Source organism: Actinoplanes oblitus (assembly GCF_030252345.1).
Lineage (GTDB): Bacteria > Actinomycetota > Actinomycetes > Mycobacteriales > Micromonosporaceae > Actinoplanes > Actinoplanes oblitus.
In genome coordinates, this window is the sequence record NZ_CP126980.1 from 9,726,154 (window position 1) to 9,739,349 (window position 13,196).

15 protein-coding genes are annotated in these 13,196 nt (G+C 71.9%); 8 read left to right on the forward strand and 7 right to left on the reverse strand.

Annotation, left to right across the window (positions count from 1 at the left end; all coding sequences use genetic code 11):
• Nucleotides 1-128: 128 nt before the first annotated feature.
• Both Actob_RS43510 and ddaH read right to left on the reverse strand, forming a co-directional pair.
• On the reverse strand, nt 129-674 hold the full coding sequence (locus tag Actob_RS43510) for a bacterial proteasome activator family protein (RefSeq protein ID WP_284917781.1): 546 nt from the start codon (nt 672-674) through the stop codon (nt 129-131).
• A gap of 5 nt (nt 675-679) precedes the next feature.
• Nucleotides 680-1,543, reverse strand: coding sequence for a dimethylargininase (gene ddaH, locus Actob_RS43515; RefSeq protein WP_407653517.1), 864 nt, complete (start codon nt 1,541-1,543; stop codon nt 680-682).
• A 68-nt stretch (nt 1,544-1,611) separates the two neighbouring features.
• On the opposite strand from ddaH, the gene Actob_RS43520 reads away from it, so the two are divergent.
• Nucleotides 1,612-2,064, forward strand: a complete 453-nt coding sequence (locus tag Actob_RS43520) for an Lrp/AsnC family transcriptional regulator (protein WP_185038386.1) — start codon at nt 1,612-1,614, stop codon at nt 2,062-2,064.
• Here Actob_RS43520 and Actob_RS43525 read toward each other — a convergent pair.
• The 3 genes from Actob_RS43525 to mobA all read right to left on the reverse strand — a co-directional run bounded on the left by Actob_RS43525 (nt 2,061) and on the right by mobA (nt 4,039).
• Nucleotides 2,061-3,143 (reverse strand): T3SS (YopN, CesT) and YbjN peptide-binding chaperone 1, encoded by a 1,083-nt coding sequence (locus tag Actob_RS43525; RefSeq protein WP_284917782.1) that lies wholly within the window; start codon nt 3,141-3,143, stop codon nt 2,061-2,063. The genes Actob_RS43520 and Actob_RS43525 overlap by 4 nt on opposite strands.
• Before the next feature lie 63 nt (nt 3,144-3,206).
• Nucleotides 3,207-3,470 carry a DUF6457 domain-containing protein gene (locus tag Actob_RS43530; protein ID WP_284917783.1) on the reverse strand — a complete coding sequence of 88 codons (264 nt, stop codon included), beginning with the start codon at nt 3,468-3,470 and terminating at the stop codon, nt 3,207-3,209.
• The gene (gene mobA / locus Actob_RS43535; protein WP_284922533.1) at nt 3,458-4,039 is read right to left on the reverse strand and encodes a molybdenum cofactor guanylyltransferase; all 582 of its coding nucleotides are present in this window, start codon (nt 4,037-4,039) and stop codon (nt 3,458-3,460) included. Before mobA ends, Actob_RS43530 begins: the two co-directional genes overlap by 13 nt.
• A 92-nt stretch (nt 4,040-4,131) precedes the next feature.
• On the opposite strand from mobA, the gene fdhD reads away from it, so the two are divergent.
• Both fdhD and Actob_RS43545 read left to right on the forward strand, forming a co-directional pair.
• On the forward strand, nt 4,132-4,962 hold the full coding sequence (fdhD, locus tag Actob_RS43540) for a formate dehydrogenase accessory sulfurtransferase FdhD (RefSeq protein WP_284917784.1): 831 nt from the start codon (nt 4,132-4,134) through the stop codon (nt 4,960-4,962).
• Between the two features lie 72 nt (nt 4,963-5,034).
• On the forward strand, nt 5,035-6,684 hold the full coding sequence (locus tag Actob_RS43545; protein ID WP_284917785.1) for an alkaline phosphatase D family protein: 1,650 nt from the start codon (nt 5,035-5,037) through the stop codon (nt 6,682-6,684).
• Nucleotides 6,685-6,743: 59 nt separating this feature from the next.
• Here the strand turns inward: Actob_RS43545 and Actob_RS43550 are convergent, their stop codons facing one another.
• Together Actob_RS43550 and Actob_RS43555 are read right to left on the reverse strand one after the other, a co-directional pair.
• Complete coding sequence (locus tag Actob_RS43550; RefSeq protein ID WP_284917786.1) at nt 6,744-7,766, reverse strand: DUF4192 domain-containing protein; 1,023 nt, start codon at nt 7,764-7,766, stop codon at nt 6,744-6,746.
• A 78-nt stretch (nt 7,767-7,844) separates the two neighbouring features.
• The gene (locus tag Actob_RS43555; RefSeq protein ID WP_284917787.1) at nt 7,845-8,348 is read right to left on the reverse strand and encodes a GNAT family N-acetyltransferase; all 504 of its coding nucleotides are present in this window, start codon (nt 8,346-8,348) and stop codon (nt 7,845-7,847) included.
• Between the two features lie 56 nt (nt 8,349-8,404).
• On the opposite strand from Actob_RS43555, the gene Actob_RS43560 reads away from it, so the two are divergent.
• The 5 genes from Actob_RS43560 to Actob_RS43580 all read left to right on the forward strand — a co-directional run bounded on the left by Actob_RS43560 (nt 8,405) and on the right by Actob_RS43580 (nt 13,144).
• Nucleotides 8,405-9,289, forward strand: coding sequence for a fructosamine kinase family protein (locus Actob_RS43560; protein WP_284922534.1), 885 nt, complete (start codon nt 8,405-8,407; stop codon nt 9,287-9,289).
• Between the two features lie 235 nt (nt 9,290-9,524).
• Nucleotides 9,525-10,541, forward strand: coding sequence for a GTP 3',8-cyclase MoaA (gene moaA, locus Actob_RS43565; RefSeq protein WP_284917788.1), 1,017 nt, complete (start codon nt 9,525-9,527; stop codon nt 10,539-10,541).
• Nucleotides 10,538-10,789, forward strand: a complete 252-nt coding sequence (locus tag Actob_RS43570; RefSeq protein WP_284917789.1) for a MoaD/ThiS family protein — start codon at nt 10,538-10,540, stop codon at nt 10,787-10,789. Before moaA ends, Actob_RS43570 begins: the two co-directional genes overlap by 4 nt.
• 158 nt (nt 10,790-10,947) lie before the next feature.
• Nucleotides 10,948-11,604, forward strand: coding sequence for a VOC family protein (locus Actob_RS43575; protein WP_328518407.1), 657 nt, complete (start codon nt 10,948-10,950; stop codon nt 11,602-11,604).
• Nucleotides 11,605-11,698: 94 nt separating this feature from the next.
• Nucleotides 11,699-13,144 carry a metallophosphoesterase gene (locus Actob_RS43580; protein ID WP_284917790.1) on the forward strand — a complete coding sequence of 482 codons (1,446 nt, stop codon included), beginning with the start codon at nt 11,699-11,701 and terminating at the stop codon, nt 13,142-13,144.
• Nucleotides 13,145-13,196 lie beyond the last annotated feature (52 nt).

A 13,196-nucleotide genomic window follows, 5' to 3' on the forward strand; every position in this document is an offset into this window, starting at 1 on the left:
CCGTGGGGACCAGCCATGGGGTGGGCGCGTCGCGGGCCTGGTGGCGGGACTGCCTCGCGCGACGGTCACGGGCGGGACCCGTGACCGACGGGCGGGGCGCTCAGTGCGTACCGTAAATCGGGTTTGATCTAGAGGTACTGGCCGGTGGGGCGGTCCGGCTTGCCGGGGATGACGCCGCCGACCGGGAGTGCCGGGCGTGGGCCGCCGCCACGCATCTGCTCCAGCTGGAGGCGGGCGGCCATCTGCTGGGCGACCAGCGCGGCCTGGATGCCGTGGAAGAGACCCTCCAGCCAGCCGACCAGCTGGGCCTGGGCGATCCGCAGCTCGGCCTCGCTGGGCGGCGTCTCCCCCTCGAACGGCAGCGACAGCCGCTCCAGCTCCTCGCGCAGCTCGGGAGCCAGACCGTCCTCCAGCTCCTTGATCGACCGCTGGTGGATCTCCCGCAGCCGGCCGCGGCTCGCCTCGTCGAGGGGAGCGGCCCGCACCTCCTCCAGCAGCTGCTTGATCATGCTGCCGATCCGCATGACCTTGGCCGGCTGCTCGATGAGGTTGCCCGGCTCCTCCGGGCTCATCGTGCCGTCCTCCTCGATGGTGCCCATCGGGCGGCCATCCGGACCCATGACGATGACGGAGCCGTCTTCCTTGTGCTCAGTGGTGCGGGAGTCGTCGGTCATGAGTCCTATCTTTGCGCACCGGCCAAACCGGCGTCGCCTCCGGTTCGCAGCTCCGCGACGGCGCACTTCACGCTGCCACCACCGCGCTTGAGCTCGGAGAGATCGACGTGCACGGGCTGATAACCGGCATCACGGACCTTACGCCCCATGCCGATCGCATCGGTGTTGAGGATCACATGACGGCCGTCGCTGACCAGGTTCAGCCCGAACGCCTCGGCGTCCGCCCGGTCGGCGAGCACCGCGTCCGGGAAGAGCTGGGCGAGCACCTGCTGGGAGGCCGGGGAGAAGGCGCCCGGGTAGTACGTGACGTGCCGGTCGTCGAGCGCGGCCAGCGCGGTGTCCAGGTGGTAGAACGCCGGGTCGACCAGGCGCAGCGAGATCACCGGGCGGCCGAGCACCTCCTGCGCCTCGGCGTGCGCGGCCGGGTCGGTGCGGAACCCGTAACCGGCCAGCACGATGCCGCCGTAGGCCGCGGGCAGGTAGGCGAAGTCGCCCTCACCCTCGTTGACGTGCTCCGGAGCGAAGAACTTCCAGCTGCCGGCGGTCTCGTAGAAGGACCGGTGGGCGACCGCCTCGTCGGCGCGCTGCGGGTACAGGAAGCGGGCGCCGTAGACGGTGCCGTCCACCGAGAACGCGCCGTTCGCCGAGTAGACCATGTCGGGCAGGCCCGGGCGGGGATCAAGCACGTGCACCACGTGACCGAGATTGATCAGCGTGCTGCGGAGCGACTCCCACTGCGCCAGTGCCCGGCCGGCGTCCACCGCGACGCTGGTGTCCATCCACGGGTTGATCGCGTACTCGACCGTGAAATGCTCCGGGGGACACATCAAATATGTCCGCTTTCGCGGCAAACGCTCCAGGTGGCTCATGAGGATTTAGCGTAGGTAGGCTGCGATGCGGCAAACAGCTCTAAACCTTGCTCCTCGGAGGCGAATCGTTGCAGATGGACGCCGTCGACCAGCGAATCATTGCGTTGCTCGTGGCGGACGCCCGCGCTTCGTACGCAGAGATCGGGGCCAAGGTCTCGCTCTCGGCTCCGGCCGTCAAACGCCGGGTGGACCGGCTGCGGGCGGCCGGAGTGATCAAAGGGTTCACCGCTGTGGTGGATCCGGCCGCGGTCGGCTGGACGACCGAGGCCTTCGTCGAGCTGTTCTGCACCGGGCGGACCACCCCGGCGCAGATCACGGTGGCCACCCGGCGGCACCCCGAGGTGGTCGGGGCGTACACCGTCTCGGGCCAGGCGGACGCTCTGGTGCACCTACGAGCGGCCGATATCGGTCATTTGGAACAGGCCCTGGAGCGGCTGCGCGCCGAGCCGTTCGTGACCTCGACGCGCAGCATGATCGTGCTGTCCCGGCTGGTGGAGACGCCGACCGGAGTGCCGTTCTAGAGGTACATACCGGTGCGGTGCTCGCCCTCGCTCTTCGGCGCGGCCGGCTTGTCGCCCTCGCCGAAGAATCGCTTGCCGCCGAACTCGCCGTGCAGCCGGTCGTCCAGCTCGTCGGCGAGGCCCGTCATCACCTGCACGGCCAGCATCAGGTGGGTGGGCTGGAAATTGCGGCCGAAGACCGGGATGGACGCCCACACGGTGTCCTGCGCGCAGTAGAGCCGGCCGATCGGCATCCGGTTGGTCAGCTCGGACAGCTTCACGTAGAGCTGCTCGGTCGGCTCGACCTCGGTCAGGATCGGCGAGAAGACGTCGACCAGCGGCGGGTTGTCCCGGACCCGGACGAACACCATCGCCGAGCCGGCCCGGATGCCGATGTCACCGTCCGCGTCAACCTGGAGCTGGTCGATGGTGGTCTTCGACATGGTGGCGATCACCGTGCGGACCCGCTCCTCGAGCGGCACCAGCTCGTCGGCCGAGCTGCCCAGCGCCTCGGCGAGCGCCTGGTCGTCGTCCAGGTCGTCGAGACCGAGGCCGGACTCGAGGCCCGCCTCCTGCCGCGCGGTGGCCAGCGGACCCGCCTCGATCAGCTCGTCCTCCTCGTCGTGCACCAGATAGACGAGGAAGGCCGGGTGCGGCGCGCCGTAGACGTCGCGCAGGGTGCGGGAGACCGCGGTGGCCAGCGAGGTCGCCTTGGCCTGCTCGGAGCGCAGGCCGAAGAAGTCACCGGAGCCGGGCAGCACGCCCGGCGGGGACCAGCCGAGCGCCACCATGTCGGCGACGGCGGCCCGATCCATCCGAAACTCGGCGGGCAGCGCGGCGTTGCCCACCGCGAGCGCCTCGATCACACCGGCCGGCAGCACCCGGATGCTCACCGAGTAGACGGCGGTGCCGGTGCCGGACGCGGTCGGGTCCAGGGTGAGGTCGACCTGGGCACCGGGCTGCAGGCTGGTCAGCATGCCGGCCAGGGCGCCGGCGAACTCCCGCCACGCCTCGGTGACCTTGGCCCGTAGATCGGCCGTGGACGGTTCGTCGAGCAACACACCCTCGGACGCATCGCCCGCCGCGGCTTCTGCCGTCATGATCGCACCTCCGTTCCCGTCACCCTATCGAGCGCGGCTGTGCCGTGAACGCCCCTCCCGCGGTCAGGAATCTTTCGGCCAGGAAAGCGCCAGGGCGCTGATTTTCGCCGCCGCCTCGGCCGGGTCCGCGCCGCGTCCCACGGCCAGACCCATGAGGTACGCCGTGAGCGGCGCGCCGGGACGCAACACGTTGTGCGCGACGTCCCGCGCCACGTCGAGCACCACCGTGGCCGGCACGTCCGCCGGCGGCACGCCCAGCTCCGCGCCGGCCGCGGCGATCCACCTCTGCAACTCGGTCGGCTCAGTGAGCTCGGTCATCTCGCCCATTCCTCCGCGGTACGCAGGTCGTCGTCGGTGTCGCAATCGAACCAGGGCGGCGGGCCGGGCCGGCGCCAGGACACCTCGGCGACCCGGAGCTGCGCAATCAGCTCCCGGACCGGCGCGCCGTGCAGCCCGCCGCGCTCGGCGGCGAGCCGGTCGATCGCCGCGCGCAGGGCCGCGGTGCGCCACACCCCGCAGAGGATCTGCAACCGCCCGTCGGTGTCCCGGTAGACGGCGCCCTCCATCGGCGCCGACTCCATGGTCAGCCGCAGCACGTCGATCGCCTCCCCGGTGAGGAACGGCAGGTCGGCGGCGAGCAGAGCGGTGTACGCGATGTGCTGCGGCACCAGGGCCAGCCCGGCCGCGGCAGCCGCGACAGGGCCACCGCCGGGCGGCTCCTCACGTGTCACATGCACCGGAACCGGCAGGTCGGCGGGCACCCGCCCGACCACCACCCGCGGGTCCGCGTCGTGCACGGCGGCGAGGACCCGGGTCAGCATCGGCTGGCCGGCGACCGCCAGCGTCGGCTTGTCCGCACCACCCATTCGCCGCGCCGCACCACCGGCCAGGACCACCGCCGCAAATCCCCCCACGTGAGTACCGTATCCCGAGCGGCCGCCAAGCGTGACCACGCGCTCGGACAGCGGGGGGTCGTAAGCTCCGCTCCATGGCGAGGAGCACTACCCGGCGGCCGGTGGTCCGCATCGATCTCGGCGCGTCCCCGGCGGTGAGCCGGCGGCGCCCGGACGAGCTCGCCGCCGAGGAGCCGCTGGAGATCCGGCTGCGCAAGCAGGCGCTCGCCGTCACCATGCGCACCCCGGGACACGACATCGACCTGGCGATCGGCTTCCTGCTCAGCGAGGGCGTGATCGCCCGCGCGGAGGACGTGGTCACCGCGCAGCTCTGCGCCGGCACGGACACCCCGAACACCTACAACGTGGTGGACGTGGTGCTCGGCGACCACGTGCCGCCGCCGGTCACCGACCCGAGCCGCAACTTCTACACCACCAGCTCGTGCGGGGTGTGCGGGAAGGCCAGCATCGACGCGGTGCGCACCCGGTCGCGGTTCGACGTGACAGGTGACCCGCTGCGGATCCCGGCCGGCGCGCTGGCCGAGCTGCCCGGCCGGCTGCGGGCCGCCCAGCGCGCCTTCGAACGGACCGGCGGGCTGCACGCGGCCGGGCTGTTCACCGCCGCCGGTGAGCTGCTGGTGCTGCGCGAGGACGTGGGCCGGCACAACGCGGTGGACAAGGTGCTCGGCTGGGCCACCCGGGAGGGCCGGTTGCCGCTGACCGGGCACGTGCTGATGGTCTCCGGGCGGGCGAGTTTCGAGCTCACCCAGAAAGCCTGGATGGCCGGGTTGCCGATGCTGGCCGCGGTGTCCGCGCCGAGCACCCTCGCCGTCGAACTGGCCGAGCAGGCCGGGATGACACTGGTCGGCTTCCTGCGCGGGGAGACCATGAACGTCTACGCCGGGGTGGACCGCGTCACGATCTGACCATGGGACGTTCGGATCTCGGCAACTTCCCGTGTCGATTTATTTTCATCCATGTCCGCGAGGCTGCGGGGCATGCCGATCTCACGACGTACCCTGCTGCTGAGCTCCGCAGCCGGTGCCGCCGGCGCCACCACCGGGTGGTCCCGCACGGCGAGTGCCGCGCCGTACCGGGGCCCGCTGCGGGCCGACCCGTTCACCCTCGGCGTCGCCTCCGGTGACCCGGAGCAGGACGGCTTCGTGCTCTGGACCCGCCTGGCCACCACCCCGCTCGCCGACGACGGCCTCGGCGGCATGCCGGACCGGACCATCCGGGTCCACTGGGAACTCGCCGCCGACGAGCGGTTCCGCCGCGTCGTGCGCCGCGGCTCGGTCGCCGCCCGGCCGGAGTCCGCGCACGCCGTGCACGTGGAGCTGCAGGGGCTGCTGCCCGGGCGGGAGTACTTCTACCGGTTCCACGCCGAGCGGTACACCTCGCCGGTCGGCCGCACCCGGACCGCGCCGCCGTGGTGGGCCACGGGCGGTTCGCTGGCCATGTCGTTCGTCTCCTGCTCGCAGTACGAGCACGGGTACTTCACGGCTTACCGCCGGCTGGCCGAGGACGAGCCGGAGCTGATCCTGCACCTGGGCGACTACCAGTACGAGTACCAGGCCGGCACCTACGTCGCGCCGACCGGCAACCCGCGTGACCACCAGGGCCCGGAAACCGTGACGCTGGCCAATTACCGGCAGCGGCACGCGCAGTACAAGACCGACCCGGATCTGCAGGCGGCGCACGCTGTCGCGCCGTGGGCGGTGGTCTTCGACGACCACGAGGTGGAGAACAACTGGGCCGACGAGGTGCCCGAGCAGCCCGACCCGAACTTCTTGGCGCGACGGGCTGCCGCGTTCCAGGCGTATTACGAGAACATGCCGCTGCGCCGGACCTCGATCCCGCGCGGCATCGACATGCAGCTGTACCGCCGGATCCGCTGGGGGCGGCTGGCGAACTTCCACCTGCTCGACACCCGGCAGTTCCGGGACGACCAGGGCTGCGGGGACGGGTACAAGGACTGCCCGGCCGCGGTGGACCCGGCCCGCTCGATCACCGGGGCCGAGCAGGAGGCCTGGCTGCTCGACGGCTTCCACCGATCCACGGCGCGCTGGGACATCCTCGGCCAGCAGGTCTTTTTCGGCCAGCGGGACAACAACGCCGGGCCGCAGAAGGTGCTCAGCATGGACTCCTGGGACGGGTACCAGGCGTCCCGGCAGCGGATCACCCAGGGCTGGGTGGACGCGCACGTGCGCAACCCGGTGGTGCTCACCGGGGACGTCCACGCGCACTGGGCCGACGAGCTGAAACTCGATTACGACGACCCGACCTCGAAGACCGTCGGCACCGAGCTGGTCTGCTCGTCGATCACCTCGACCGGGGACGGCGCCGACGTGCCGAGCGGGACGCACCCGTGGGCGGCCTGGAACCCGCACCTGAAGTTTTACAACAACCAGCGCGGTTACGTCCGGACCCGGATCACGCCGGACTCGCTGACCGCTGACTTCGTGGTGCTGCCGTACGTGAGCACGCCGGGAGCCCCCGCGCACACCCGGGCCAGCTTCGCGATCGAGGACCGGGTGCCGGGACTGACCAAGATCGCGGACAACCCGACGCCGGCCGCGAGCCTGCGGTCCAAGGTCGCCCAGGACCTGGGGGAGGCGACGGTCCGCCAGGAGACCGAGCGTCCCTGAGCACGGCCCGCGGGTCGCCGCTGCCGGATCGCCGGCCGGGCCTCGCCCGGCCGGCGACCTCATCGCCGCCGCCGGCCGCGACCCGGCCGCTGCCGGCCGCGCAGCACCAGGTGCGGAGGCAGCCCGAACCCGAGCACCTCGTGCAGCAGGCCGGCCAACTGGTGCGCCGGCTCCACGGCCAGCGCCCGGTCCACCGCGACCCGGGCCAGCGCGCCGCGCCCGGCGCACCACGCGGTATAGCCGAGCAGGCAGGCGACGGGGGCGACATAGGGCGGCTCCACCCGGCGCAGCACGTCGGTCCAGAGCCGGATCCGCCACTCCTCCCGCGGGACGACCCGGTCCAGCGCGAAGTCCTCCACCGCCCGGTCCGTCAGCAGCACGCCCAGCCAGGCGATCTCATCCGGCCCGAGGCGGCCGCCGGATCGGTAGCACCGCTCGGCGGCCCGGACCGCGTCCTGCCCCTGCTGCCGGACCAGCCGCTCGTAGTGCCTCGCCGGCTGGTCACCGGTCAGCAGGCCGCCGAACCGGCGCCGGGCCCGCTCGGTGGCGCGGACCATCTCGGCGCGCTCGGCGCCACCGACAGCTGCCACCTGTGCGGTCAGCTCGGCCCGGCTGGGCAGCGCGACCTGGCCGCGAAAGGTGGCCTCGGCGGCGATCACGCTGTCCCCGGGCAGGCAGGGCCGGCCCTCCGCCGGGCAGCAGTCGGCGCTGCCGCACAGGTAGGACCACCAGTGCCCGCCGGCGACCCGAAGCACGTCCAGCACCGTCACCTCGCGCCGGCGCAGCGCCTCGGCACAGCGCAGCGCCGCCGGGGTGACCCGTTTCAGCGGCCCGTAACCGACGACGACCGCGCCGCGCACCCGCTGCCTGGCGACCGCGTCGGCGACCCCGGCGGCCAACTCCTGGGCGGTGGCGTCGGTGGCGCGCGGCGGCGGCAGGTCGTGGCAGACGGCGAACTCCAGCCGGTCACCGCGCAGGCCGACGATGGCGAGGCTGTCGCTGGGGTGGTAGCCCATCACGAACGGGACCATGGCGATCAGCTCGGCGGGCGTCCGGATGACGAGGCTGCAATCGGATGTCATGCCGGGCAGCCTGGCCCGGCCGGCCGATCGGCCGCATGCCTTCCTCGCCGCCTGTGGACAGCCTGTCCACAGGCCGGGTCAGTTACGGAACGGCAAGCCCTGCAACTCCAGGCCCTCCTGCTGCCAGGCATGGGTGTGCCGGTCGAGGTCCATGGTCAGCTCGATCGAGGAGACCACGTCGTAACCGGCGGCGTGCAGGCTGCGGATCGCCTCGACGTTGCGCGAGGACGGGGAGATGGTCAGCGAGGTCATGTTCCGCTTTTTCGCCTCGGCCGCGACGTGCTGGAGCAGGCGACGGCCGACGCCCTTGTGCCGGTGGGTGATCGTGACGACCACCGGCTCGACCTCGCCGGCGCGGTTCCGCATGATCAGCCCGACCATTCCGATGACGCCGTCGTCGGCGTGGTCGGCGACCCACAGGCCGCTCAGATCGAGCCTGGTCAGATATTCCTCGAAGCCGGCGCCGCTGTCGTCGTCGGCCTCGCCGTACATCTCGTGCTGCTGCCGGGTGAGCTCGGCCCACAGCCGCCGGCCCGCGGAGTGGTCACTCGGGCGGTATGAACGCACTGCGACAGGGGCCATGCCGACATTTTGCCTCTGAAATGGGATGTCCGTCACCAGAAGCGCAAGATAACCGGGTGGACATGGCGTATCTGCGCGCGCACCCGGAGCATCTCCCGACATTCCTCACGCACCAGCGGATCCGGGAGACACCGGTACATCGCGGGGTGAGTTCGGCATCCCGGCTGACCCTGGATGACGGTACGTCACTGTTCGCCAAGACGTGGCCGGGTGGGGCGGCTCCGGCGGGACTGTTCGCAGCGGAGGCGGCGGGGCTGCGCTGGTTGCGGGAGGCGGGGGCGGTACCCGTACCGGAAATCCTCGTCTCGCTGCCCGAAATGATCGCGATGGAATGGGTCGAGCCGGCCAACAGCGGCCCCCCGCCGCAGGCCGCGGCACGGTTCGGGCGCGATCTGGCGATGCTGCACCGCAGCGGCGCGGAGTGTTTCGGCGCGCCCTGGCCCGGCTGGATCGGGCCGTTGCCGCTGGACAACACGCCGTCCGACGGGCCCTGGAGTTCCTGGTTCGCGGACCGGCGCCTGCTGCCCTACCTGCGAACCTCCGTCGATCGAGGTGCGCTGTCCGGTGCCGACGCCGCGGTGGTCGAGGAGGTCATCAACACCATTGACCGGTACGCCGTGCCGGAACCGCCCGCACGGATCCACGGCGACCTGTGGCCGGGCAACGTGCTGTGGGCCGCCGACGGGCGCGGGTGGCTGGTCGATCCGGCGGCGCACGGCGGGCATCGCGAGACCGATCTGGCGACGCTGGCGCTGTTCGGCGGGGTGGCCGGGCTGGACGTGATTCTCGGCGCGTACCAGGAGGAATGGCCGCTGGCGGAGGGGTGGCGCGGGCGGGTGCCGTTGCATCAACTGCATCTGTTGCTGGTGCATACGGCGGCTTTCGGGGCGGGGTATCGGGGGGCGGTGCTGGGGGCGGCTGAGGCGGTGCTTCGCGGGTAGGTGTCGTCCACATGTTCGGGTTGTCCACAGGGGGTCCGGCTCGGGGTGCCGCGGTCCGGCAGACTGGGTCCGGGGTCAGCCCCCAGGGTGGGTGGGGCGTGCGGCGGGGAGGGCGCGATGCCGCACCGTGCCGGTCGGCCCCCGCCCATAGGGCGAAACGGCTAGCGGCAAGTCGGCGCGGGAGCGGCTAGATTCGATTGGTGAGCGAGATCAGGGGATCAGTCGTGTGGGCCCGGTGGCGGCCGTGATCGCGCTCGCCGATCGGTTCGGGCGGGTGGCGACCGACCTGCGGGTCTCCCTGACCGACCGGTGCAACCTGCGGTGCACCTACTGCATGCCGGCCGAGGGTCTGGCCTGGATGCCGCAGCCCGACCAGCTCACCGACGCCGAGGTGATCCGGCTGGTCCGGATCGCCGTCGAGCGCCTGGGCATCACCGGGGTCCGGTTCACCGGGGGTGAGCCGTTGATCCGGCGCGGCCTGGTCGGCATCATCGCCGAGGTGGCCCGGCTCGAGCCACGGCCGCGGATGTCGGTGACCACCAACGGCATCGGCCTCGATCGACTGGCCGTGCCGCTGCGCGACGCCGGGCTCGATCGGGTGAACGTGTCGCTGGACACCCTCGATCCCGCGCGGTTCCAGGAGCTCACCCGGCGCGACAGGCACGCCGACGTGCTGCGCGGCCTGCGCGCGGCGGCGGACGCCGGGCTGACCCCGGTGAAGATCAATACGGTGCTGATGCGCGGGGTGAACGACGACGAGGCACCGGGGCTGCTGCGGTTCGCGCTGGAGCACGGTTACCAGTCGCGGTTCATCGAGCAGATGCCCCTGGACGCTCAGCATCAGTGGGACAGGCACACGATGGTGACCGCCGAGGAGATCCTCGACGCGCTGAAGCCCTTCGATCTGCGGCCCGACGTGGTTTCACGTGGAACGGCGCCGGCGGAGACCTGGCTGGTGCCGGGGCACGTGGACGCGGCCGGGAAGCCGGCTCGGGTCGGGGTGATCGCGAGCGTGACTCGGCCGTTCTGCGGCGATTGCGACCGGACCCGGCTGACCGCTGACGGGCAGGTGCGGAATTGCCTCTTCGCCACCGAGGAGAGCGATCTGCGGAAGCTGCTGCGTGATGGAGCGCCCGACCGCGAGATCGCTGAGGCGTGGCGGGTGGCCATGGCCGGCAAGCGAGCCGGCCACGGCATCGACGACCCGGCGTTCCTGCAGCCGGCTCGGCCCATGTCGGCGATCGGGGGATGAGGGCTGTGCTGACGGTTCGGTATTTCGCCGGGGCTCGGGCGGCGGCTGGTGGCCTGTCCAGCGAGGAGGTCGCTGCCGGGTCCCTGGAGGAGCTGGCTCGGGTGCTCACCGATCGGCATGGTGAGCGGCTGGGGCTGGTGATGAAGGCGGCCAGTTTCCTGGTGGACGGGTTGTCCTGCCATGACCGCGGTGCTGTGTTGCCGGCCGGGTCGACTGTCGACGTCCTGCCGCCGTTCGCCGGCGGCTGATGCCGGGCCATTCGCTGGTCCAGCCCATCTCGTAGCCCCTCGATGGCCCCCTGCTGACTTCGGCGTTCGCGGTTTTGTCGTACCCCTCCGGCAGGATTCGGGGCGCTCCGGGGGGAGTCATCGGCGAGTCAGCGAGGGAGGCCGGCGTGGTGCGGGTGGTGAGTCGGGCGGAGGCGTCCGAGGCGGTGCTCGATGTGGGATGGCGGTTCTTGCTGGGCACGTTGCAGAGCGCCGTTCCGGTTCCCTCGCTGGCCGCCGGGGCCGAGGTGGTCGCCGCCGCGGTCCGGGCCGCCGGGGAGCATGCCGACGGCCATCTGCGGGCCGACCTGCGCGCGGATCGCGTGTTCCTCAGCCTGCAGACGCTCCGGCTTGCCTCGCTGACCAGCCGGGATGTCGAGCTGGCCCACCGGATCTCCGCGGCGCTGGCGACGATCGGGCGCACGACCGAGCCCCAGGCGGTGCAGATGCTGGAGGTGGCGATCGACGCGCTGGACAGCGCGGCGATCCGCCCGTTCTGGAAAGCGGTGCTGGGTTACACGCACGAGCCCTCGGCCGACGGCCCGGCCGATCCGATCGTCGACCCGGCCGGGCGGGGCCCGGCGATCTGGTTCCAGCAGATGACCGAGCCGCGGCCGCAGCGCAACCGGGTCCACTTCGACCTGTGTGTGCCACATGACCAGGCGCCGGGCCGGCTCGCCGCAGCAGTGGCCGCCGGAGGGCGACTGGTGTCCGAGCGGCGGGCTCCGGCGTTCTGGGTTCTGGCCGACGCGGAGGGCAACGAGGTGTGCGTGACCACCTGGCAGGGCCGCGACTGAGACAACCGGCGGGGTGGGGGCACGCCCGGACGCCCGGGGGTGGATCAGGGAGACTTGGCGTGCGGCCGGAGGCCGCGCTTGGGGAGGAGTCCGGGTGGCGGTGTTCTTCGCGGTGATCCTGCTGGTCATCGTCCTGATCCACCTGTACCTGTACAAGCGGCTGGTGCTCGACCCGCTGCGGCCGGGCCGGTGGCGGCGGGTGGGCACGGTGATCGCCGCCGGGCTCATGCTGCTGGTGCCGGCGACGCTGATCGGGGTGCGCGCCGGGCATGTGAAGTGGCTGGCCTGGCCGGGGTACCTGTGGATCGCCCTGATGTTCTACCTGCTGATCACGCTGCTCGTGCTGGAGATTCCGCGGCTGGTGGTGCGGTTGGCCTGGGTGCGTCGCGGGCGTGCGGGAAAGCTCGCGGAAGAGAAGCGGAGCGGTGGAGCGGCGGTTTCCGGGTCGCAGGTCGCCGGGGCGGCTCCGGCCGCCGGGAGCCAAAAGCCGGTCCTGGCCGGCGCCGGGACCGGTAGCGAGACGCCGGCCCTGGCCGGCGCCGGGACCGGTAGCGAGACGCCGGCCCTGGCCGGCGCCGAGATCGGGACCGAGACGCCGGCCCTGGCCGGTACCGCGACTGGCGGCGGCTCGCCGGGTCGGGTCCGCGGGGTGAGCGACACCATCGCGGAGAGCGCGGCGGTAGCGGCCGGCACGACAAGCCCGGACCGGGCGGACGGCGGGGTCGATCGGCGGCTGGTGCTGGCTCGGGGGGCGGCGATCTTCGCCGGCCTCACCGCGGCGAGTGTCACCGGCTTTGGGATCCGGACCGCGACCGGTGCGCCGCGGATCGATCGGGTGCGGCTTCCGATCGCCAAGCTGCCTCGGGCGATGGACGGGACGCGACTGGCGGTGGTCTCCGACATTCATCTGGGCCCGCTGACCGGAATCGGTCACACCGAGCGCATCACCCGGGTGATCAATTCGGTGGACGCGGACCTGGTGTGCGTCGTCGGCGATCTGGTGGACGGCAGTGTCGCGGAACTGGGACGGCTCGCCGAGCCACTGCGCGGCATCGAGTCGCGGCACGGCGCCTACTTCGTGACCGGTAACCACGAGTACTACTCCGGCTACCAGCAGTGGATCGACGAGGTGGCCGAGTTGGGCATGCGCCCGCTGCGCAACGAGCGGGTCGCGATCGAGGGGCTTGACCTGGCGGGGGTCAACGACCTGGGCGGGGAGGAGCACGGTGATCCGGCCGATTTCGGCAAGGCGCTCGGTGATCGGGACACCAGCCGGCCGGTGGTGCTGATGGCGCATCAGCCGCTGGCCGCGAAACAGGCCGCGCCCTACGGGGTCGATCTCCAGGTCTCCGGGCACACGCACGGCGGCCAGATGGCTCCCTTCAACCTCCTCGTCAAACTGCAGCAACCGGTAGTCTCCGGCTTCGGACGGGTGGACGGCGTGCCGGTTTACGTGACCAACGGCGCGGGCTTCTGGGGACCACCGGTCCGCGTGGGCGCGCCGCCGCAGGTCACGGTGGTCGAACTCCGCGTGGCGTAACTCATCAAGATCGGTAAGTGTGTTTGAGCGTGGCGATTCATGCCGGAACCGA